General features: G+C 37.9%; 22 protein-coding genes. 4 read left to right on the top strand and 18 right to left on the bottom strand.

Going from position 1 to position 22,451, the window contains the following annotated elements; genetic code table 11:
• Positions 1-12 precede the first annotated feature (12 nt).
• The 5 genes from PQ479_RS16245 to PQ479_RS16225 all read right to left on the bottom strand — a co-directional run bounded on the left by PQ479_RS16245 (position 13) and on the right by PQ479_RS16225 (position 4,969).
• Complete coding sequence (locus tag PQ479_RS16245; protein ID WP_069187703.1) at positions 13-717, bottom strand: 5'-methylthioadenosine/adenosylhomocysteine nucleosidase; 705 nt, start codon at positions 715-717, stop codon at positions 13-15.
• 296 nt (positions 718-1,013) lie between these two features.
• Entirely contained in the window at positions 1,014-1,751 is a 738-nt protein-coding gene (motS, locus tag PQ479_RS16240) for a flagellar motor protein MotS (RefSeq protein ID WP_047987532.1), read from the bottom strand.
• Positions 1,738-2,553: a flagellar motor protein MotP gene (gene motP, locus PQ479_RS16235; RefSeq protein ID WP_047987531.1), complete on the bottom strand. Its 816-nt coding sequence runs from the start codon at positions 2,551-2,553 to the stop codon at positions 1,738-1,740. The genes motS and motP overlap by 14 nt, the downstream gene beginning before the upstream one ends.
• A gap of 32 nt (positions 2,554-2,585) precedes the next feature.
• Positions 2,586-3,587, bottom strand: a complete 1,002-nt coding sequence (ccpA, locus tag PQ479_RS16230; protein WP_047987530.1) for a catabolite control protein A — start codon at positions 3,585-3,587, stop codon at positions 2,586-2,588.
• Between the two features lie 290 nt (positions 3,588-3,877).
• A complete protein-coding gene (locus tag PQ479_RS16225) occupies positions 3,878-4,969 on the bottom strand; it encodes a bifunctional 3-deoxy-7-phosphoheptulonate synthase/chorismate mutase (protein ID WP_047987529.1) in 1,092 nt (363 codons plus the stop codon).
• Positions 4,970-5,245: 276 nt separating this feature from the next.
• On the opposite strand from PQ479_RS16225, the gene PQ479_RS16220 reads away from it, so the two are divergent.
• Positions 5,246-7,399, top strand: coding sequence for a cell division protein FtsA (locus PQ479_RS16220; RefSeq protein WP_047987528.1), 2,154 nt, complete (start codon positions 5,246-5,248; stop codon positions 7,397-7,399).
• Between the two features lie 89 nt (positions 7,400-7,488).
• Here the strand turns inward: PQ479_RS16220 and PQ479_RS16215 are convergent, their stop codons facing one another.
• The 9 genes from PQ479_RS16215 to PQ479_RS16175 form a co-directional block, all read right to left on the bottom strand.
• Positions 7,489-7,935, bottom strand: coding sequence for a YtxH domain-containing protein (locus PQ479_RS16215; RefSeq protein ID WP_047987527.1), 447 nt, complete (start codon positions 7,933-7,935; stop codon positions 7,489-7,491).
• Positions 7,936-7,948: 13 nt separating this feature from the next.
• Positions 7,949-8,377: a DUF948 domain-containing protein gene (locus PQ479_RS16210; protein WP_047987526.1), complete on the bottom strand. Its 429-nt coding sequence runs from the start codon at positions 8,375-8,377 to the stop codon at positions 7,949-7,951.
• Between the two features lie 913 nt (positions 8,378-9,290).
• Positions 9,291-10,595 carry a UDP-N-acetylmuramate--L-alanine ligase gene (murC, locus tag PQ479_RS16205; RefSeq protein WP_047987525.1) on the bottom strand — a complete coding sequence of 435 codons (1,305 nt, stop codon included), beginning with the start codon at positions 10,593-10,595 and terminating at the stop codon, positions 9,291-9,293.
• Positions 10,596-10,848: 253 nt separating this feature from the next.
• Positions 10,849-13,497, bottom strand: coding sequence for a DNA translocase FtsK (locus PQ479_RS16200; protein WP_047987524.1), 2,649 nt, complete (start codon positions 13,495-13,497; stop codon positions 10,849-10,851).
• Between the two features lie 122 nt (positions 13,498-13,619).
• Positions 13,620-14,243, bottom strand: a complete 624-nt coding sequence (gene ytpR, locus PQ479_RS16195) for a YtpR family tRNA-binding protein (protein WP_047987523.1) — start codon at positions 14,241-14,243, stop codon at positions 13,620-13,622.
• 63 nt (positions 14,244-14,306) lie between these two features.
• Positions 14,307-15,122 (bottom strand): DUF1444 domain-containing protein, encoded by an 816-nt coding sequence (locus PQ479_RS16190; RefSeq protein ID WP_047987522.1) that lies wholly within the window; start codon positions 15,120-15,122, stop codon positions 14,307-14,309.
• Positions 15,123-15,684: 562 nt separating this feature from the next.
• The gene (locus PQ479_RS16185) at positions 15,685-16,014 is read right to left on the bottom strand and encodes a thioredoxin family protein (protein WP_047987521.1); all 330 of its coding nucleotides are present in this window, start codon (positions 16,012-16,014) and stop codon (positions 15,685-15,687) included.
• A 12-nt stretch (positions 16,015-16,026) separates the two neighbouring features.
• Positions 16,027-17,061, bottom strand: a complete 1,035-nt coding sequence (locus PQ479_RS16180) for a PTS sugar transporter subunit IIC (RefSeq protein ID WP_047987520.1) — start codon at positions 17,059-17,061, stop codon at positions 16,027-16,029.
• An 18-nt stretch (positions 17,062-17,079) separates the two neighbouring features.
• Positions 17,080-17,595, bottom strand: coding sequence for a hypothetical protein (locus tag PQ479_RS16175; protein WP_047987519.1), 516 nt, complete (start codon positions 17,593-17,595; stop codon positions 17,080-17,082).
• Positions 17,596-17,746: 151 nt separating this feature from the next.
• On the opposite strand from PQ479_RS16175, the gene PQ479_RS16170 reads away from it, so the two are divergent.
• Positions 17,747-18,190, top strand: a complete 444-nt coding sequence (locus PQ479_RS16170) for a YtoQ family protein (RefSeq protein WP_047987518.1) — start codon at positions 17,747-17,749, stop codon at positions 18,188-18,190.
• A gap of 43 nt (positions 18,191-18,233) precedes the next feature.
• Here the strand turns inward: PQ479_RS16170 and PQ479_RS16165 are convergent, their stop codons facing one another.
• Positions 18,234-18,755, bottom strand: a complete 522-nt coding sequence (locus tag PQ479_RS16165) for a DUF84 family protein (RefSeq protein WP_047987517.1) — start codon at positions 18,753-18,755, stop codon at positions 18,234-18,236.
• A 44-nt stretch (positions 18,756-18,799) separates the two neighbouring features.
• Positions 18,800-19,870: a M42 family metallopeptidase gene (locus PQ479_RS16160; RefSeq protein ID WP_047987516.1), complete on the bottom strand. Its 1,071-nt coding sequence runs from the start codon at positions 19,868-19,870 to the stop codon at positions 18,800-18,802.
• A 265-nt stretch (positions 19,871-20,135) separates the two neighbouring features.
• Between PQ479_RS16160 and PQ479_RS16155 the strand changes: the two genes are divergently transcribed.
• The gene (locus PQ479_RS16155) at positions 20,136-20,447 is read left to right on the top strand and encodes a PepSY domain-containing protein (RefSeq protein ID WP_047987515.1); all 312 of its coding nucleotides are present in this window, start codon (positions 20,136-20,138) and stop codon (positions 20,445-20,447) included.
• A gap of 61 nt (positions 20,448-20,508) precedes the next feature.
• Here the strand turns inward: PQ479_RS16155 and trmB are convergent, their stop codons facing one another.
• Positions 20,509-21,153, bottom strand: coding sequence for a tRNA (guanosine(46)-N7)-methyltransferase TrmB (gene trmB, locus PQ479_RS16150; protein ID WP_047987514.1), 645 nt, complete (start codon positions 21,151-21,153; stop codon positions 20,509-20,511).
• A 99-nt stretch (positions 21,154-21,252) separates the two neighbouring features.
• Here trmB and PQ479_RS16145 point away from each other — a divergent pair, with 99 nt between their 5' ends.
• Positions 21,253-21,522 carry a hypothetical protein gene (locus PQ479_RS16145; RefSeq protein WP_047987513.1) on the top strand — a complete coding sequence of 90 codons (270 nt, stop codon included), beginning with the start codon at positions 21,253-21,255 and terminating at the stop codon, positions 21,520-21,522.
• 111 nt (positions 21,523-21,633) lie between these two features.
• Here PQ479_RS16145 and PQ479_RS16140 read toward each other — a convergent pair whose 3' ends face one another.
• Positions 21,634-22,437, bottom strand: coding sequence for a phosphotransferase family protein (locus PQ479_RS16140; protein ID WP_047987618.1), 804 nt, complete (start codon positions 22,435-22,437; stop codon positions 21,634-21,636).
• Positions 22,438-22,451: the final 14 nt, after the last annotated feature.

Below are 22,451 nucleotides of genomic sequence, written 5' to 3'. Positions count from 1 at the left end.
CCTATTTTTTAATTAACGCTCTGATAATTTCATAAGCATTTTACAGACAAAATCATGCGATTGCTTACTAGCAAGCTTTGTAAAATCTACAAAGGACAACGAAGCTTCACCATTTGCTTTATCAGAGATCGAGCGGATAATGACAAATGGAATTTCGTTCATAGCCGCAACTTGAGCAACTGCAGACCCTTCCATTTCTACACATACGCCCTCAAATTCTTCTCTTAATTCGACGACCTTCTCACGGTCAGCAACAAATTGATCTCCGCTTAAGATTCTTCCTTTAACAACATCTGCAACTGAAAGCTCTAGGGCCGCTTCCTCAGCAATGTCGACTAATAAAGGATCCGCAGTAAAGTCCGATGGACCATCATACATGGGAATTTGACCTCTTTTAAAACCAATCGCACTCGCATCAATATCATGCTGCATTGCACTTGTCGATACGACAATATCACCAACATTTAACTCTTCTAATAATCCTCCAGCGACGCCTGTAAAAATTAAATGAGTAATCTCAAAGGTATCAATAAGAATTTGAGTGGTAAGCGCTGCATTTACTTTGCCTACTCCTGACTGGCATAAAACAATATCATGACCTAGCATGGAGCCTTCATAAAATAAAACGCCCGCTTTTTTTGTTTCAAGGTTTACATCCATCTCCGCTTTCATTTGTTCAATTTCTTCATGCATTGCCCCAATTATCCCAATTTTCATCATTGACCACCCCATAACATAATCTATCTCTGTATTCCCTATACAGTTTAACGCTTTTCTCCTCATCTTAAAAGGAACAAGTTTCAAATCAGAAAAAATTATCTAAAACACAACTCATATGTTTGAAGATGCACCTCCTTGATAAGAGATGTGCCTTCTACCCCTAGTTTCGATTAAAAGGTAAGTAAACTCCATTATTAGCTTCACCAACGCTTGCTCTTCCTATTAACAAACAGAAAAGAGCGCTACTCATATCAACAAGTAGCACTCTTTCCTAAAAGCAAATAAATCAATCATTAAAAAGTCTCTTCCTCTTCAAAGGTTGGGTCTGAAATGATAATGACAACGCGTCGATTCATTTGCAAGTTCTCTTCATTTGTATTGGATACGACGGGTCTCGTATCACCATATCCTGTCGCTAAGAATCGATTCGCCTCCACTTCGTTATTCTCTACAAAATAACGAATAACACTACTTGCTCTCGCTCCTGATAATTCCCAGTTAGAAGGGTATCGATGCGTGGCAATAGGACGATTATCGGTATGTCCCTCTACCTTAATCATATTTGGAATAGCTTCTATTAACGTACCCACCTTCTCAAGGAAAGGTTTGGCATCATCTAATAAACTCGCTTCACCAGATTCAAAGGTTAATCGCTCTTGTAAAACTAAAACAACACCTCGATCATCCCTTGTTGCTGAGATATGCTCATACAGTTGATTTTTCTCAATAAATTCTTGAACCTCTTGTAATAGCTCATCCATCTTGACTTCTTGATCATCTTCAAATTCCTCTGTATACTCCGCATCATTCGCTTCAGATCCAGATGAATCAAACTCAACCATCGAAGGCATAAACTCAAAAATTTGTCTTTGGTTAAAAGAATCAGCCATAGCCTGAAACTTTTGATTATCAATAGCTGACATGGAAAACAACATAATAAAAAAGACAAGTATTAACGTCATCAAATCAGAATATGTGATCATCCATTTTGGTGCACCACGTTCTGGCTCTTGTTTTCTACGCTTCAGCATTTTGCTCACCTTGCTGAGTCACAATCTCTTCATCTTTTTTCTTTGATTGACGATTAAAAGCACTTAATTTCTCTTCTAAAATTTTGGGATTTTGTCCGGATTGTACTCCAATGACACCTTCAATAATAATCTGCTTTAAAAAAACTTCCTCCTCAGTCCGGTTAGCTAGCTTTGCTGCCATTGGAATGAAAACTAGGTTTGCTAAAACAGCTCCATATAAGGTTGTAATAACAGCTAAAGCCATAGCAGGACCTAATGATGCTGGATCTTCCATATTCTGAAGCATTAAGACTAGTCCAACTAATGTACCAATCATACCCCAAGCAGGTGCATATTCGGCAGCACGCTCAAAAATGGAACGAGCATGGCGATGACGGTCTTCCATCGCCACAACCTCTGCCATTAATATATCCTTAATAACATCCTGCTCAATTCCATCAACAGCAAGTAAAATTCCCTTTTTAATGAAACGGTCATTTACTTCATCAAGGCTAGCTTCTAATGCGAGTAATCCTTCTCTTCTAGCTTTTCCAGATAACTCAACAAATGTATCAATTAAACCATTGATGTCTTGCTCGTTCGATTTGAAAACCTCGAGCATCATTTTTGGGACTACTAAGATTTCTTTTAATGAAAAATTGACAACGAGTGCTGCCATTAATCCACCGAGCACAATAAAAACAGATGCCCAGTCAAAAAAAACACCGAGTCCGCTTGGACCTGCATTTGCGATGACAGCCATCAAAAGAACCGTCAGTCCTAAAAATAATCCTATGGGTGTCATCAGATCAAACTTTTTCATATTCCACTCCCCGCCCGAACGTAACTGTATCGTTATGATTTCGTTGAATTTCGATATTCAATACGGTGTGGTAATACGACGATATGATTATCCAGCTCTTCTTTATTCATAAACTTAGTTAGTAATCTCATTGATACAGCACCAATATCATACATTGGTTGGACAACAGTAGTTAATGTAGGCCGGACCATTGTTGCCAATCGCGTATTATCAAATCCAATTACCTCAAAATCTTCAGGGATTTTGTATCCTAGATCTTGTGCACCATGAATAATACCTAAAGCCATTTCATCATTTGCAGCAAAGATCGCAGAAGGCTTGTCTTTTAATTTCGAGAATTTCTCCATCGCTTCAATTCCTGAATCATACGTATAGTCACCAACTAAGACATAATCCTCATTAAATGAGGCGCCACCATCCTCTAAAGCTGAACGATACCCTGCAAATTTTTGAAAGCCATTAACAGGATCATCCAGTGTACCTGATAACATGCCAATTCGCTTATGTCCCTTTTCAACTAAACTTGAAATCGCATCATAAGCGGCTTGCTTATAATCGATGTTTACAGAAGGGATTTCTTTATCGCCATCTAACGTAGCTGCTAATACAATCGGAACAGGTGATAGCTTAAATTGCTGCACATGTTCATCGGTAATTTGACTACCCATAAACACAATTCCATCCACTTGTTTCTCTAATAAAGTATTGATGAGGTGGATTTCTTTGTCTTGATTTTGGTCGGAATTACACAAAATAATGTTGTATTTGTACATCGTGGCAATATCTTCAATTCCTCTAGCAAGTTCAGCGAAAAAAATATTGGAGATATCCGGAATAATCACACCAACCGTTGTCGTTTTTTTACTAGCTAGTCCTCTAGCAACCGCATTAGGACGATAACCTAACTGCTCAATTGCTTCAAGTACTTTTTTTCTGGTTGTTGGCTTCACATTCGGATTTCCATTCACTACACGTGAGACAGTGGCCATTGAAACCCCTGCTTCTCTTGCTACATCATATATTGTCGTATTCACTGTTATCCTCCTTTATAATCGTGCCTAGATAAATTATGTATAATAACATTTATCATAGTATACAATGGGGAGGTCCGCAATGTCTTTACACTTCTTATATCGACATCTTTCGTAATATTTTCAATAAAAAGTGATGTAAATTGCTTCCCCTAAATTAGACCTATCTTCATTTAAATGTCTTTTCTTCCATAGTATATGTTTTTTATAAATTTTCATCAGGAATAAAATTTACATTCATTCCCTTTCAATTATACGGGAAAAATCAGCCCTTCGAAAGGGCTGATTCCATTTTAACCTTTTAATACACCGCTTTTATATAAACCAGATTGCTGTAGTTCATCTAAAAATGTATTAAATTGAGCAATATTCATTTGTTGAGCTGAATCTGATAAAGCAACAGCCGGGTCCGGATGCACCTCTGCCATAACTGCATCTGCTCCGATCGCTAAAGCGGCTTTAGCGGTTGGTAATAATAAATCGCGGCGACCGGTTGAATGCGTTACATCCACTAGTACTGGTAAATGCGTTTCTTGTTTTAAAATAGGAACAGCAGAAATATCTAATGTGTTACGTGTTGCCTTTTCATACGTACGAATTCCTCGCTCACAGAGCATAATTTGATCATTACCTTTAGAGATAATGTACTCAGCTGCGTGGATGAATTCTTCAATCGTTGCTGCTAAACCTCTTTTTAATAAAACAGGCTTATCTACAGAACCCGCTGCTTTTAATAGTTCGAAATTCTGCATATTGCGGGCACCAATTTGAATGACATCAATATAATCAACAGCCACTTCAATATCAGCAGGATTGACAATTTCACTAATAACAGCCATGTCTAATTCGTCTGCGACTTTTTTTAGAATTTGTAGCCCCTCTAGCCCTAACCCTTGGAAATCATATGGTGAAGTCCTTGGCTTGAAAGCTCCTCCTCGTAATAAGCGTAATCCCCTTGCTTTCATTGCTTTAGCTACGGTAAGAACTTGCTCATAGCTCTCAACCGCACAAGGGCCAATAATTAGATTTTGAGCACCATTACCAATTAATTCACCTTTAATATCGACGATTGTGTTCTCTGGTCTCTTTTTACGTGAGACAAGTAAAGCTTTGCTATTGTCATCTTCCTGAAGTTCCAAACTCGCTTTAAAAATTTGTTTGAAAATATGCTGCAAGGTTGAAGTCTCAAAAGGTCCTTCATTATGATCGGCAATATGATCAAGCATTTTTCTCTCTCTCACTGGATCAAAGCGCGTGACACCTTGCTTCCCTTTTAATTGACCTATTTCTTGAACCACTTCAGCTCGTTTATTAATTAACTCTAATAATTTCAAGTTAACCTCATCAAGCTCTGAACGCAACACTTCTAACTGATCACGACTCATACTCTCCACTCCCTCATCTCAACTACTTTATTTATGATTACGGTCATTATAGATCATTTGCAGAACATTGTCACTACTTTTTCTTTATTAATTAAACGCTTTTAAGTGCTAAAGTGAACTTTTATCAAATGACCTTTCAATTTCTAAACAGTATAAAGTTTACTTTAAAAAAAATCAATTGATTTTATCTTTTCTCGAAAACAAATTTTTCACACAATACCAGCTTCATCTAGTAAAATAATAGCAAGACTAATTATAGAGGAGACATGATGACATATGGATGAGAGAAAGCAGTCACCGTTATTTGCTCTCGACATCGGTACAAGGTCTGTGGTTGGTTTATTATTACAACCAAAAGATGAGCAATTCCAACTAATTAATATGGAAATAATTGAACATAAAGAGCGCTCTATGCTTGATGGCCAAATTCACGATATACCTGCGGTTGCAACCGTTATACAACAGGTAAAAGAAAAACTAGAGGAGCGACACGGTACACTTGAAAGGGTTTGCGTTGCAGCTGCAGGACGTTCATTAAAAACGAAAAGAGCCACCTATTCTTACGAATTAACCGGAAAACAAATGCTCACACAAGAAGATGTCATGCACATGGAATTAAGTGCTGTTCAAAAAGCACAATTTGAGCTGGCAAGAATAGAAGAAAAAGAAGACTCGCTTCATTATTTTTGTGTCGGCTATTCCGTCATTCATTATCAAATCGACGGAGAAGTTATTGGCAGTTTAATTGATCAAAATGGTGCCGAAGCAACTGTTGAAGTGATCGCCACCTTCTTACCCAAAATTGTCGTGGAATCACTCATACAAGCTTTATCACGTGCAGAACTGGAGCTAGAAGCTCTAACCTTAGAGCCAATTGCTGCGATTAATGTCTTAATTCCATCTTCCATGCGCCGATTAAACGTCGCTTTAGTAGATATTGGTGCTGGTACTTCTGATATTGCCATCACGGATGAAAATACAGTCGTTGCTTATGGGATGGTCCCTTGTGCAGGCGATGAAATTACTGAAGCCATTAGTGATCATTTCTTATTAGACTTCCAAGAAGCCGAGACAGTTAAAAGGCAGATCCGTTCAAATGAACCGATTTCTATACATGATATTTTAGGTTTTGAGACTCAATATAAAGCAGATGAAATTATTCAAGCAATTCGCTCACCCATTCGTCAATTGGCTAAAAAGATAAGTGATGAAATTCTTGAACTAAATGGAAGGCCGCCCAAAGCAGTTATGCTTGTCGGAGGTGGTAGTTTAACGCCTGAATTGACGACACATGTAGCTGACCAACTGAGACTTCCCAGGAATCGAGTCGCCATTCGTGGCATAGACGCTATACAGAAGCTCGATCGCGATCATCTTCCAGCAAATATAGGTCCAGAGCTTGTGACACCAATAGGTATTGCGATTGCAGCAAAAGAAAATCCAATTGAATATCTAAGTGTAAGCGTTAATGAACAAAAGCTTCGTCTCTTTGATATCAAACACTTAACCGTTGGTGATGCTCTCTTATCAGCAGGAGTAGAGATCTCTAAACTTTATGGAAAACCTGGTCTTGCTCAATTTATTACCATTGACCATAAGAAGATGACAATTCCTGGTGAGCTTGGCGAAATACCGACCTTAATGAAGAATAATCACATCACAACTTTACAAGACCCGATTTATGCTAATGATAAGATCGTAGTTAAGCGAGGAAACGACGGGAAAAAAGCAGTCGTTACGATCGAGGAAATGTATGGTGGAACGCCTAACTACCCTCTACTAGTTAATGGGGAGAAAGTTAACATACCAGGTGCATTTACTTTACATAACCAAGTATTACCTGCTCATTATGTTTTACAAGATGGTGATTCCATTTCTATTACGTACCCCAAAACAATAGCGGACATTTTACAAGCACTAAATATGGAGCCGCACTTTTTTGAGAAGCTTCAAATTAAAATAAATGGTAAAAGCCACCGTCTGCTCTATCATGGTTATGAACTACGTTGTAATGGCCAATTAGCAGATTTATACACGCCTGTTAAAGCATTTGATCACTTAATGATTCCAAAAGATTTACATGAAGTAACATGGACTTTAGCGAATGTTTGCCAACATTTAAACGTAGACGTAAAGAAACAACTGACACTTTATTTCAATGGACAAAAAACGGTCCTCACGAAGGATATAAACCAATTTTTCAGAGGCAATGAAAAACTTGAGGCAACCTCGCTCCTATATCCCAATGATGACTTAACACTGCAAGAAATACCTGATACACCTTTTATTTTACAAGATATCTTTGCCGTTATTGACATAGATACCGCACCAATGCAAAACCGTAAAATAGAAATACGTAAAAATGGGATCGAAACTGGCTTTGCCGAAACCGTCTATGAAGGTGATGAGATAAGCCTGACTATCACTTAAATAAGAATACATTTAAAAGCCGGTGAGAGACTCTCACCGGCTTTTCCTATTAGAGATGGGGAATTTCCCCACCCACCTCTTCATACGATTTATTTACTTTTTTCAACTTCTTCAATTTTAGATTGAATATCAGCTACTTCTTTTTTTACTTTTTCAGAAATTTCGCCTTCTGCTGATTCGATTTCGTCGGCTAAATCACTTGCTAGATCTTTTACATCATCTTTAACTGCATCTGCTTCTTTACGCACACTAGACGCGACATCTTTAACTTTATCTACAACTTGAGAAGACTGTTCAGATACCGTGTTAGCTATTTCGCTCGATCTTTCCTTCGCGTATTTAGCCCAATCATTCCCTTTTTCATAAGCATTTGTAGCAAATTCATTCGTCTTTTCCTTAGCAAGGTGAGCTTGCTCTGAAATATCCTGACGTAATTCTTTACCTGATTTTGGAGCCAATAAAAGTGCTGCGGAAGCCCCTACGATTCCACCTATTAATGAGCCAATTAAAAAGTCTTTCGTATTCATTTCTGCCATTTCTTATTCCTCCTTAGATTTGCTCTTTTTCTTTTTTTCTTGCTTTAAATTTTTCATAAAAATCAATAGCAACCTGTCCCCATTGTACCACTTGAGCTATTTGCTCAGATTGTTGATTTGTTTTCGTTGTGATCGTATGGGACACGTGCTTAATTGACTGATTAACTTGTTGAAAGGATTGACCTAATTCTTTGACGGAAGCAAATACTGGGTCTAATGATTCTGATTTTTGCTGAATATCGTCTGCTAATTGATTCGTTCTTTGCAAGAGCTTTTCTGTTTCGGATGTTACTCCATTCATTTGTTTTTCTACACTTGCAATGGTCGTCGCAACATGCTCTAAAGTTTGATTAGCAGATTTTAGCGTTTTAATGAGATAAATGACCAAAATTGCAAAAGCAACTGCTACAATTAGGGCACTTATGTATACTAATTCGATCAAGCTTCCACCTCCTTACATATTAATGTCATTCCCTTAGATTGAATAAAATAAACTTCCAAATTTGAGGATTATCATTTGGTAAATCATAAAAATTTAATTCGCTTTAAGGCAATGTAATTCCTTCTTTAAAATTGAGTATTTTTTTACAAACTTAACATGAATCTTATGGAAAATATTTATATACACCATACTACCACAATTGGATGTAGATTTCATAACCGAACCCAATTTTATGTAAAATTAAGCGACGATTTATTTATGTATGAAAGTTATCCTAAAGGCGATGTGCTCTCTTTTTCATTCACGTCGCATTGGCAGTCCTTTTTCCAGCTTCATTGCTTCGTATATCGATTTACTCCGCATTGACCTCTCTTTTTTCGGCTTCATTGCCACGTATTTTGATTTGCTCCGCATTGGCGGCCAGTTCTCTCGGATTCATTGCTACGTATTTTGATGTTGGTGGCGAAGTGAATCAGACTTCGCCATGTGGGTTTTGTATGAAAGTGTACGGAGGGAGATATGTGGAGGTCTGCTCGTCGCTACCGAAAATCATGCTCTGCGACAATCACGTGCGCTGAGCTAATCGGCTACGCCGCTGGATTTCTGCCCTGCCACTACGCCCCACGGCAGTCTCCACATGACTCGCCCGTTGGGTATGTGCTAACATCAAGTACAAATAATCACTCATACAACAATAACTAAAATTTATTTGAATGAAAAGTCACCAGTTAAGGACTGTAGGTAACTCATAGGATACGGAGTATGTTTTTTAATAGTGACGAATAGCTATCCGCATATTTTATACAACTCAACTGGTTTTTTTCTGGTCGTTAAATTGTTAAGTATACATAGGATCTAAATAAAGCGTAACGTAGGAGTGGTCTCCTGGACGTTACGCTTTACGTATTGTCAATCAATGTGCTGTTAATAATTCTTCATAGGCTTGCTGATATTTTTGAATATCACCAGCACCCATAAATAAGACGACGCCTTGATTATAGGAGCGTAATACACTCATATCACCATCATCAATCAACTTTGCGCCTGGGATTTTTTCTTGTAAATCATGAATGGTAAGCTGCCCTTGATTTTCTCGAGCAGATCCGAAAATATCACATAAGTACACTTGATCGGCTTTCGAAAGTGATTCAGCAAATTCTGTTAAGAATGTTTTAGTTCTTGTAAACGTATGAGGCTGGAACACAGCGATCACTTGTTTATCAGGATACTTATTTTTGGTCGCTTGAATCGTAGCAGCTATTTCAGTTGGATGATGGGCATAGTCATCAATTAAAATTTGTTGACCTATCACCTTTTCTGTAAAGCGTCTCTTCACACCTGCGAACGTTTTTAAATGAGGCTCCACCACATCTGCACTAATGTTTTCATAATGACAGATGGCGATAACTGCTAGTGCGTTTAGAACATTATGCTCACCAAATCCAGGTACAATAAACGTTCCATACAGGTTATTACGAACATAGACATCAAATTGCATCCCTACATCCGTTCTTTCAAGATTACGTGCTTGAAAATCATTGTCTGAATTAAAGCCGTAAAAAACAACAGGTACATTCGCATGCATTTCCTGTAAGTAACGATCATCTCCACAAGCGACAATCGCCTTATTGACTTGCATCGCCATTTCCTGGAAGGCGGTAAAAACATCCTCAACATTTTTAAAATAATCAGGATGATCAAAATCAATATTTGTCATAATACAATAATCGGGCTTGTAGTTCAAGAAATGTCTGCGATACTCACAAGCTTCAAATACAAAATACTCGGAGTCTTCCTTACCTTTACCCGTACCATCTCCAATTAAATAAGATGTAGGCTTGCTTGCTCCAAGTACATGTGATAATAACCCGGTCGTTGATGTTTTTCCATGTGAACCCGTTACAGCGATACTTGTAAAATTAGATATGAAATCTCCTAGAAATTTAGGATATGGCTTCACATCCATCCCTAATTCATGTGCTTTTTTTATTTCAGGGTGATCTTGTCCATAAGCCGCAGAAGCAATTAACGTCTGTCCCCCTTGAATATTTTCAGGATTAAACGGCAATAAAGGTATTCCTTTTTTCTCTAACGGCACTTGTGTAAAGAAATTCTTCTCAACATCTGAACCTTGTACTTGTTGATTCATATCATGCAAAATTTGGGCTAGTGCACTCATGCCTGACCCTTTTATTCCAATAAAATGATACGTATTCATAGATGGACCTCCAAAATCAACTCATTTAACTAAATGTCCAATTTATCGATATTTTTGATTGTTAAGCTGTCGATTCATTATAACAAACTACTTTGTGATGATCTAGACTAGCTAGTATTTCCTCTTTTGATTGTATTTCTATTATATACGGTAATCGAAGGATTGGTGCCTATAGCTTCATCGTATTGAAAAATCGCACTAAGTCACTTTCCCCTTATTACCTACTATTCCCTTTTTTAAACTTTTCATAGCCTTATTCTCCGAAGCTTAGTAATTCCTCTAATTCATAATCATCGACAAGAACATGTCGAGGCTTACTTCCCATCGCTTCTGAAACAACACCTTTCGCCTCCATCATGTCTACGAGTCGGGCAGCCCGATTATAACCAACCCTAAACCTTCTTTGAATGCTAGAAGCCGATGCATTCCCTTGTTCGACAACAAAATAACATACTTCTTCAAATAACTCATCATCTTGTTCTACAGCGGCCAATGCTGATTTTTCTAATTGACCATTTTCAATTAAATAATGTGGTTCTCTTTGCTTCTTCACAAAAGCGATGACATCCTCTATCTCTTCATCTGAAACGAAAGTACCTTGAACACGAATGGGTTTAGGTGTGCCATTTTCATGAAACAGCATATCGCCTCTTCCTAACAGTCTTTCTGCACCTGACATGTCTAAAATTGTTCGTGAATCGGTTTGAGACGAAACCGAGAATGCAACACGTGTTGGTATATTGGCTTTAATTAACCCCGTAATAACATCAACTGAGGGTCGTTGTGTCGCTAATAATAAATGAATGCCGCATGCCCGAGCTTTTTGTGCAATTCGGCAAATAGCGTCCTCAACTTCCTGTGGCGAAACCATCATTAAATCAGCCAATTCATCAATGACGACCAAAATATAAGGAAGTGCTGGTTTATCTGCTGCTTCAGAGAAACGTTCATTATATCGACCTATGTCTCTCACACCTTTTTGACTAAATAGTTCATAACGCCTTTCCATTTCCGTTACGACCCATTTTAAGGCATGTGTAGCTTGCTTAGCATCTGTAATGACCGGTGTTACTAAATGTGGTAACCCATTGTAAGGAGCTAATTCAACCATTTTCGGGTCAATTAGCATCATTTTAACCTCATCAGGATTCGCCTTATAAAGCAAACTGATTAAAATGGAATTTATACAGACACTTTTTCCAGATCCTGTAGCACCTGCAACCATTCCATGTGGCATTTTTTTTAAATCCGTCACAATGGGTTGCCCAGATATATCTAAACCTAAAGCTACATTTAAAGGAGAGTCTGGCTGGATGAACTCTTTACGCCTTAAGATTTCTCTTAAGAAGACTGGTTTAGATTGACGATTGGGAACTTCAATTCCTATTGTATTTTTCCCAGGAATAGGAGCCTCAATTCGAATATCCTTTGCCGCTAAAGCTAGTTTCATATCATCTGTTAAACTGGTTACCTTTGTAACTTTTACACCACGTGCTGGCTGAATTTCAAAACGTGTAACGGATGGACCCTTTGTCATGAACACGACTTTGGCATCGACATTAAAGCTGGTTAGTGTCTCTTCAAGTGTATCCGCCTGTTCCTTTAACCAATCGGAGTCATCCTCTGTCTCGACAGATGGATACTTTAATAATTGGATACTTGGTTTTTGATAAGTCCCGTTCAAAAGCTTTTGCCCATTATGTTGCTTATGCTCTTCTTTTGATACCCGCTCTGTAAAAGCTTTCGTCTCCTGACTTTTGGCGTACTTCTTCCGGTCTGAAGGTAGCATCATCACATTAAAAGGTAAGGTTGGTTTACCCTTATTATTTTGAGTAGTACTATGCTTCATTCCCTGCTTTGCTACTGCTTTACTCTTAACTGGAGCACTAGGTTTGACTTCCTCAACAACGGCTCGTTCTTCTGCTTGATCAGCATAAGCGTTTACTAGATCAGGAGTTGAAACAGCTTCTTGTTCCGATAGGTCATCGTCCATAACACGGTCTTCTGACTCTTGGAGGACAACTTCTGTTTCACTATAAAAACCATCTATTGTTTCAAGAGATTCCACTTCTTCATAACTTTGCACTTCCTGTAAATGCAAAGAGGGAAGTTCGTCTTCAATCGAAACGTGATTATCATTCGTTTGGCTTTCCTGACTCTTGAACGAATCCCTATCCATCTCTTCTGTTTGACGGTCAACTTGCTCTTTATGCAATGGCTCAGCTACGGCTGCCGCTAGTTCTTCATTCACCTCAGAAAAGACATCACCATCTGTCTCTAATGAATCATCGTTTGACTTCACATAAATGTGACCATTATTTTCCCATTTGCTTTTTTTCACTTTATACGGTTTATAACCGTAAATAGGTGATGGGACAACAGATGGTTTAAAACTAGCATTCGTGAATTTTTGTTTAGGTTGAGATTCAATATCCTTATTCGAATGACTATCTTGCACCGGATGTTTATTAGAACGATTCTCGTAAGTTGGTTGAAGATTGGAAGATAATGATTGCTTTTGTTCGTCCCTTAACTCAACGTTACGACTCTGATTCGTTTTTGTTTGTGTTCTGTTAACAGTCTTTTTTGATGGAAATTTTTTATCAATGGCTTTGACACTATTATTTTGAGCGTGCACCTTTTCCTTCTGTACAGATGTTCTCTTTGCTATAGAGTGATCATCCATTACAGGAAATCGAAACTTACCAGGCTTGGCATATTCGTATGTCATTTTTGATTGAGCTTGCCCTTCATGTTCTTGAACTGTTCTTCCGCGTGTATGTATCGATTGTTCTTCCTTTTTATGCTTATGATGAGATGCTAAATAATCAGAATCAGTTTCAGAATCCTCTCCAAAAAAGTAACGCCTTACTTTTGACCATACATCTTGAAATGTTGACATACTACCCCTCCGTTTCCACTCTGACCTAGTCTAGCTTTGAATAAAAAAACCACTAGAAAACTAGTGGTTCCAAGCTGTAGCATCTATCGAATGTTCAGCCTGTTCTTTTTTCAAAAACGTTCCTACATCTTCACTAAAGAATGATCAAATTGACTTCCTACTACAAAGGCGTCTTCTAATACTAGAATGCCTTTTTCTTCAGGTGCATTTGGGATTTGAAGCTCTTTAGCTGAACAAATCATACCGTGGGAATCTACACCTCGAAGTTTTGCCGCCTTAATTTTCAGTCCACTTGGCATTACAGCATCTACTGTTGCAACAACAACCTTTTGTCCTGCCTCTACATTCGGTGCACCGCATACAATTTGAACGGTTTGTTCGCCAAGGTCTACTTGACAAACACTCAATTTATCGGCATTAGGATGCTTATCCTTTTCTTTTACTAAACCAACAACAAAAGAAGCTTGGTCCTCAAATTGCAGTTCATTGACATCCGCTTTGTTGTCTGAGAATGCTTTTTGTATTAATTGTTTCATTTCTGAGTTTACTTCCAATTGGCCCGTACCTACAATTTGACCATATTTAGAAGCATGAAAGATATTAAATCCTGATAACTCTTTTGTATCTTGATCATATATTCGCACGACATCCCCATGCTTTGAGAATGCTCTTTTTTCTAGCTCAATATCTTTTACAAAGAGTAGCAAGGTATCTCCTACTCCTTTTTCATTATAAAATACATTCATTTCTTTTAACTCCTTTTGTCGAACACTCATCATTAATAGCACAACAAGAATATTGTACCATAATTACTTCTTCGTTGATGATGGGTCTTTAGGTTTTTTTTGCGCTAAGATAAAAGTAGGCTCAAGCTCCCCATTTTCGTAAAGAAACGGTAATGCTGTGACTGGGATTCTTCCATCTTTAAAAAACTGCAGGGCAATTTGTGCTAGGACATCATAACCTGTATCGTTTTGAATATCAGCAAAAATTAATACATCTTGATGTGGAATCGCAACAGCTAGCTTGCCAGTAACCTTGCGTTCCATTTTATCTATAAGTGATTGATCTAGAATTCGGCTGGCATCATAACCATCTTTGGCTCTTAAGAAATAAAAGGTGTTTCCAGCTACTCGGTCTTCATTTAATGGATGTTCTAATGACCGAATATTAAAAAGAGCGATTTCTCTAATTTTATCCGCCGTTAGCTTCGAGCTTTTTATCATCTCTTCGTGAATAAGTGTATAAGATTCACCTAAATCTACCGCGTAATATATACGTGTTTCACCAGTATGTTCATGGTAGATTAACTGCTTATTTTCCTTTGTTTCTGTTGGAAATGAGCTAGAACGAATGACAGGATATATATTCTTTTCGTTTCCTTCTAATGATACTTCTATTTTCATTGAGTGTAGGCCCAACTCAACATAACGTACGACTTCATCAATGGATCCAAATTCATTTCTTTCCCATTTTGCTAATAAAGGTTTTAATTGTAAAGTCACGCCTTTTTTTGTTTGTTTATCTTCAACTCTTAATGTGGATTCTTTATGGTCATAGGCCGTGGTCCATTCTTCATGAACGAGCTTTGCCTCAATTTTTTTACGAAATTCTCTCATTTCCATGATTATTCGCCTCCTTATACCGTTATAGTTTAACATGTTTATATAGCAGTCACCAATTTTGGTTTTATGTTTTGTATGGAAGTTGGTGCTAATGATTGAGTGCGGAGTTCTACTTGCCTCTACCGAAAATCATGCTCCGCTGGGTACTGCCCATTCTCAAGTTCAAAATCATACTTACAACAAAGATTAAAATGAATAAGAACAAAAAACAATGGGAATTAAAAACCACAAGTTAATAAGCTCTTTATCCAGGTACTGATTCTCTTGACTTCTGTTTCTACACATCAACTGTCAGTTTGGACAGATACTCGCGGTAAGAATAGGATTATCTGCACGATTTGCCTTGTTCATGTCAGTTACCATAGGGGAGAGGGCTAGTAAGTGCACGAAAAATAGAGGCTTGTGCTCACGCATTCGGCTTCCCCTCATTAACCTCCTTCTTTGTGCAGTTACTCGCTCTTCCAGCTCCCGTCCTCCCCACTGTGTTATCACTCACTTTCTCTTCATGAGATCAAAAAAACACGAAATTCTCATGAGAATCTTCGTGCCTTTTCGCATTTTTTTACTTAAACGCTTTTTCCTCTGCATTAGTTAGGAAGGCCTCAATCTCTTCTTCCGTCTTTCGGTCTTTGCTTACAAAGCGGTCGATTTCTTCACCACCAGAGTAGACAAGGAAACTTGGAATTCCCATAATTCCTAAATCAACACATAAATCAACAAATTGATCGCGATCAACATAATAATAATTAAACGTTGGAAAGTCCGCTTCCATTCTTGGCAAGTAAGGCTCAATCACGCGGCAATCTGGACACCAATCTGCCGAAAATAAAAATACAGCTGTTTCTTTTTTAACGATCTCTTGAAATTGTTCTACACTTTTCAACTGTTCCATCATCATTCTCCTTTATTCTTGCTGAATCTTCATATCCCCAGCTTTGATTTTTCCTATTTTTCGTAACCACTCTGATAGTATCAAACTAATAAATGCAGGTGCAACTATTAAAAATATGAAAATAGATATAAATGTCTCTTGATTAAAACCCATCTCACTTAACATCATAATAGGACCTACTAAACCACTTGTACCCATTCCAGCCCCCGCTGCATTATTTACCATACCAAAAAGATGAATTCCAATTGGGGCTAAAACCATACCTGCCACCGTAGGCGGAATAAGGATTATAGGGTTCTTAATAATATTTGGCATTTGTAACATCGACGTTCCAAGACCTTGTGACACTAATCCTGACAGTCCATTATCTCGATAACTACTTACTGCAAATCCGACCATTTGTGCCGCACAGCCAATTGTCGCCGCTCCAGCAGCAATACCTTCTATTTCTAACATAATGGCTAAAGCGGCACTTGAAATCGGTGCCGTAAGAGCAAGCCCCATAATTGTCGCTACTAATACCCCCATTATAATAGGCTGCTGTTCCGTTGCCCAAACAATCACGGTACCTATGGACTGTAATCCAGACTGAATCCACGGACCGATAAAACTAGCTGTTATAAAACCGGTAGTTATCGTAACAAATGGCGTAATAATCATATCAAGCTTCGTTTCACCAGATACCAATTTCCCTATTTCAGTCGAAATAATCGCTGCGATTAAACTCCCGGCAGGCCCCCCTAAAGTAGCTCCTGCCGCTCCACTAACAACGGCAGCAAACAACACTAACTTTGGAGCTTTCAAACTATAAGCAACGGCGACACCAATTGCTGGCCCCATCAAACTCATCGTCAACTGTCCTAATTCCTGTAAGTCTGTTAATAGTCTATTTTGTTCAAAAACAAGCATAAGTTGGTCAGCGGCTGTTTGAATAATTAATCCAATAATTAAGGATGCAAACAAGCCCAACGCCATAAAACTCATCGCATCAATGAAATACGTTTTAAAGCTCAATTGAATCCCTTTTTTATGTAGAAGCCCTCTCATGACTCCCCTCCTAGATGACTACTTATCATTCCAGCGATAAGAATGCAATATTTCCATCAATACCACGGTATCGTCTACTATTTTATCGTAATTCGTGAGTTTTGTAAGCTTCACATGTCCACTACCTACCGTTAACTCTATTTCGCGAAGTTTATCATCCGATTTCACAGATAAAAAAAAGTGTTCTTCTCCTTGTTCTTCTGTTAAAAATAATAATGACTCTGCCATTGCTTCTTGCTCCAACAAGCGCGGCTCATCTTCTTTTGGAATATAAAATAAAATGACCAGGTCCTCATGCTGGTCAAGAAATACATAATTAAATGTTTGTTCTTTTACCACCTCATAATTGGTGGGGATATAAAGTGAAATGTCCCCAAAATCATTATTAATATCTTGTCGATCAGACATCGTTTTTTGTTTAAAAGAGGCTTCTACATCCGGAAAAGTTTCTTCAATATTAGGGTAACATCCGACTAATAAAAGCAGACTTACGAATAAGAATACGTTTATTAAGTTAGTTTCCTTTATCTCCATGATCATCTCACCTTTTCATATACTCTTTGCTAGTCCCAAAAGTCCATCTTTGATTATAGTATGTAGCAAAAGATAAGCATCTCATTCGATCCTACTCCAAGAACAGGCTATACTAAGTATAGATTATTTCTAGAATATGGAGGGATTAGCAATGGAATTACTCGTATACTTAGCTGGTGAAATTCACTCACCTTGGCGTGACGACCTAAAGAAGAAAGCAGAGTCGCTTCAATTGCCTCTAGTTTTCAAAGGACCCATGGAGGACCATGACCGCTCAGACAATATCGGTGAAGAGATTATTGGCAATCAGCCAAATCCCGTTCAAAAAGATGAAGCGGCATCAGCTTTTAATAATCTTCGCACACAAATATGGATGAAAAAAGCCGATGTGGTTATTGCGTTATTTGGCGAAAATTATAAACAATGGAATACGGCTATGGATGCGTCAACAGCTATATCGCTCAACAAACCACTCATTTTAATCCGTCCTGAAAAGTTACACCACCCATTGAAGGAGTTATCCAATAAAGCCCAGGTCGTAGTTGAAACACCTGAACAAGCCCTTCAAGCCCTTTCTTATGTATTTGAATCCTAATAAAAAAGCTCTCTTCGGCCACATCAGTAGCCGAGAGAGTTTTTTAATGCTTCCATTCTTGCTGATTATATTCGTACTGGCCATACAACATTTCCACAATATGTAAAAACATTTGTTTTCTCGTTATTCGTCCAGCTGTAAATACTCCAATAGCGCCTTCTTTTTTACGAATATCATGATCAGCGGTTAGCTCTGCCATGATATCACCCAGTTCTCTTCCTTCTCTTAAACTTCTCGCAACATCAAAAGGTAGTAATATCTTAGCTCCACTTGCAAGCCAAACTTGACCTTGCTTATTAACAAGCGCACCCCAATTACAAAGCATAAGACCACCAGTTGTTTCTGTTACGCCACCTTCTAAACCAAAACCTAGGTCTGACTCGGTTATCTGAAGAGCTGCTTTCGCTCGGTTCACAGCACCTTCCACTGTTTCTTCATCACTAAATGGTTGTGACGAAACTCCTGATGGAACTTCTACACTTTGAACACCTGCATTCATTTTTAAGAATAATTCTTGAACGGCATGGACTTTGGCAGGATTTTTTGTTCCGACAGCAATTTTCATGATGTCAGCTCCTTACACTAAAATTGTGAACGTGCTATGCATTCTTATTGTTGTAAAATAGAGGCTAAAGTTGAACTGTCGCTCTCTTTGACAAGCTTGACGAGTAATTCCTTTGCTGCAGCATAATCGTCGATATGAATGATAGATGCTGAAGTATGAATGTATCTTGAACAAATTCCTACAACAGCAGACGGAACACCGTTATTACTAATATGTACACGTCCCGCATCCGTACCACCCGCAGAAACAAAATATTGATATGGAATGTTATTAGATTCAGCCGTATCCAAAATGAATTCTCTCATGCCTCGGTGTGTAACCATCGAACGGTCTAAAATGCGCAAGAGTGCTCCCTTGCCTAAATGACCAAATGCATCTTTACCACCTGTAGCATCATTTGCAGGACTAGCATCTAACGCATAAAATAAATCAGGCTTAATCAAATTAGCAGCCGTTTGTGCCCCTCTTAGCCCAACCTCTTCTTGAACAGTTGCACCGGAATAAAGGATGTTCGGCAATTTTTCATTTTTTAACTCTTTTAATAATTCAATCGATAAGCCGACCCCATAACGGTTATCCCAAGCTTTTGCCAAAATCTTTTTCTCATTAGCCATTGGCGTAAAAGGACAGATTGGCACAATTTGTTGACCTGGTTTAATCCCAATATTAATAGCGTCCTCTTTATCGTCAGCTCCGATGTCAATGTACATATTTTTTAAAGCCATCGGTTTAGCACGCTGAGCTTCTTCTAATAAATGTGGAGGGATTGACCCAATCACACCAATAACTGGACCTTGGTCTGTCATAATTTGAACACGTTGAGCTAGTAATACTTGACTCCACCAGCCACCTAATGTTTGAAATTGAATAAGCCCTTTCTCATTAATAGAGGTAACCATAAAGCCAACTTCATCCATATGTCCTGCCACCATGATAGTTGGTCCAGAGTCATCCCCTCTTTTAACGCCAAAAATACTTCCGAGTTTGTCCTGCACTATTTCATCCGTATATTTTGAAAGCTCACTTTTCACAAATTTGCGGACATCATGTTCAAATCCAGGTGCTCCCTGTAATTCTGTTAATGTTTTAAACAGTGATAATGTTTCCTGATTCATTGCAATAACTCCCTTCCAACTCATATAACTTTGTATTTAAATTGAACATACTCTTTTATCTTATCTGAAAATGACAAGTTTGACCACCTTTGGAACTAGAAACTCCTTCACAAGTTTAGACTAGATTATCGATAAATATTGATATTCTTGCGGTTGTGCTTGAAAGACAATGTTTACTTTCTGTATACTAAGAATGAGTCAATAAATGAAACAACACTTTTATAGAAAAAGCTCTTTATTCCTCTAATAGAAAGGAAGTATTTCGATGAGTACAAAGAATTTCTTGGCTGGATTAGGTCTTGGTCTTGTTGCTGGTTATTTAGTTCGTGAATCGATTTCCCATGCAAAAATCTCACCAGAACGTGCATTAAAGAATGTCAAAAAACAAGTAAGCACCATTCACCATATTTCTGGCTCTTGGATACATATGGTTCCCGAGACTTTACATCGTCATGATTTAACATATGAAGTATACATCGGTGGTATCTCAACTAAACAAAGCCAAGGCATTGTTCAATACGATTTCGTTGTCGACACAAAAACGGGAACTATTTTAGAGATGACCAAAACTCAATAAGAGAAAAAGCTACACCCATTTTAGTAATGGGGTAGCTTTTTTAATATGTTGATAAATGACTTTATTTTTGTCTAAAGACAGCTTCACAACGATATATTCTCATATTTCTTTCATGAAACTTTTGCTCGTACTCGGTCATGACATTTCCTTCAAAGTTACTATTATGAAGATCTAAACTGACATGATTTAAAATTAAGCCGTACTTAGAAAAGCTATGAAGTGAATATTCAAATAATCCTTGATTATCTGTTTTAAAATGAATCTCGCCTTGTTCCTTTAATAACAACTCATATTTTTCTAGAAAGCTTTGATACGTCAGACGACGCTTCTCATGACGATTTTTCGGCCAAGGATCTGTAAAGTTAATAAAAAACCTATTAATTTCCCCCTCACCAAAGAAGTCCAATATTTCTTCAACATCTTCATTTAGGAAAACAACATTGGAAAGTCCAGCCTCTTTCACTCTCTCCATCGCTGTAATCAGCACACTATCGTATTTTTCTATCCCGATAAAGTTTACATTAGGATGTGCTTGTCCCATCCCTAAAAGAAATTGACCTTTGCCCGTTCCTACTTCCACATAGATAGGATGATGATTCCCAAAAAGCTCTGACCACTTCCCTTTCACTCTTGATGGATTTTGAATAACGATGTTAGGGTTTTTCTCCATTTCTTCTTTTGCCCATGGTTTATGACGCAACCTCATTGATTAACACCTCTAATTTTTCAATTCGAATTTATAACGTATAAATTTTCTTTCATTGCTTAAGCTACTGATAACTTAATCAAAAAAGGAGTCTCCATCATGCCTTTATCAAAAGCTGACAAACTTGGACTAGTTATTGATCTTCTTCAAGATGCTGATTACGAACACCACTTTACACCAAATGAAAAAGAGCAATTAGACCTATTGTTATCTAGCTTATCACAAGAATTACAATTTCAATCAGATACAATTGTTGCCCTCACAAAAGTGCAAGATATTTTATCAAATGGTCACCTATCAGCTTATGAGAAAGAGGCCTTTGTCATGACTCTTCAAGAAGAACAACTGACTCATTCCGACATCGACTGACACTATTTCCTCGGAAATATCCTATTTTCCCACAACAAAAGCTCTACTTCACTCATTAGTAGAGCTTTTGTTCTGTAGGAAAATCCTTATATATAAACTCTTCTCTTCTTATCATCCTTCATCGTTTGATAAGTTCATTAGCAAATAATTCTTTAACTCTTCAGCTTGAGTTTGTTCATCTCTTTCTACATGCCATACGATCGAAGCAATCGATTGAGAAACGACGTACCACTGCATCCGTTCATAAAGAGATTCACCTACTTGAACACCATATTGGGCTAGCCACTTTTCCCACTCCGATTGATCTATATAATGATAAAGTAGCAGACCTAAGTCTAATGCCGGATCAGCGACAATCGCTCCATCCCAGTCGATTAAATATAATTGTTCTTCTTCGGTAAGCATCCAATTATTATGATTAATATCTGCATGACAAACGACATGGTGGTCATAATGTATGCTTGGGAGCTTTTCTTTTAAATACTGCATACCTTGTCTAATCGGTTCATCACCTATATTAAAAAGCTGCAGTTGTATGTTTAAGTTTTCATAAATAATCTCCGGTGTTAAAGGCTCATTACCGATTCTTTTAAACATATCTAATAATTCACTGGAACCATGAATTTTCGCTAATAAGTTCGCAACTCTTTTCTCATTCATTTCGTTGGACTTTAATTCTCGTCCATGTACCCATCTCTGTGCCGTTACGACATCGCCATTTTCTAAACGCTTCGTCCATAATAACTTGGGTACAATTCCCTCTGCTGAAAGTACAGCCAGAAAAGGTGATGAATTACGTTTTAAAAAAACCTTCTGGTCACCTTGCTGGGCTATATATGCTTCTCCAGTTATCCCACCAGCTGGCATCACCTTCCAGCCTTCTCCTAAGAACGTTTCCAACCAATTCACCCTCATTTTCATATACTTTC

The sequence above is a fragment of the Alkalihalobacillus pseudalcaliphilus genome, assembly GCF_028610675.1.
Taxonomy (GTDB): Bacteria; Bacillota; Bacilli; order Bacillales; family Bacillaceae_D; genus Alkalihalobacillus; species Alkalihalobacillus pseudalcaliphilus.
This window is presented reverse-complemented; position numbering and strand designations above follow the sequence as displayed.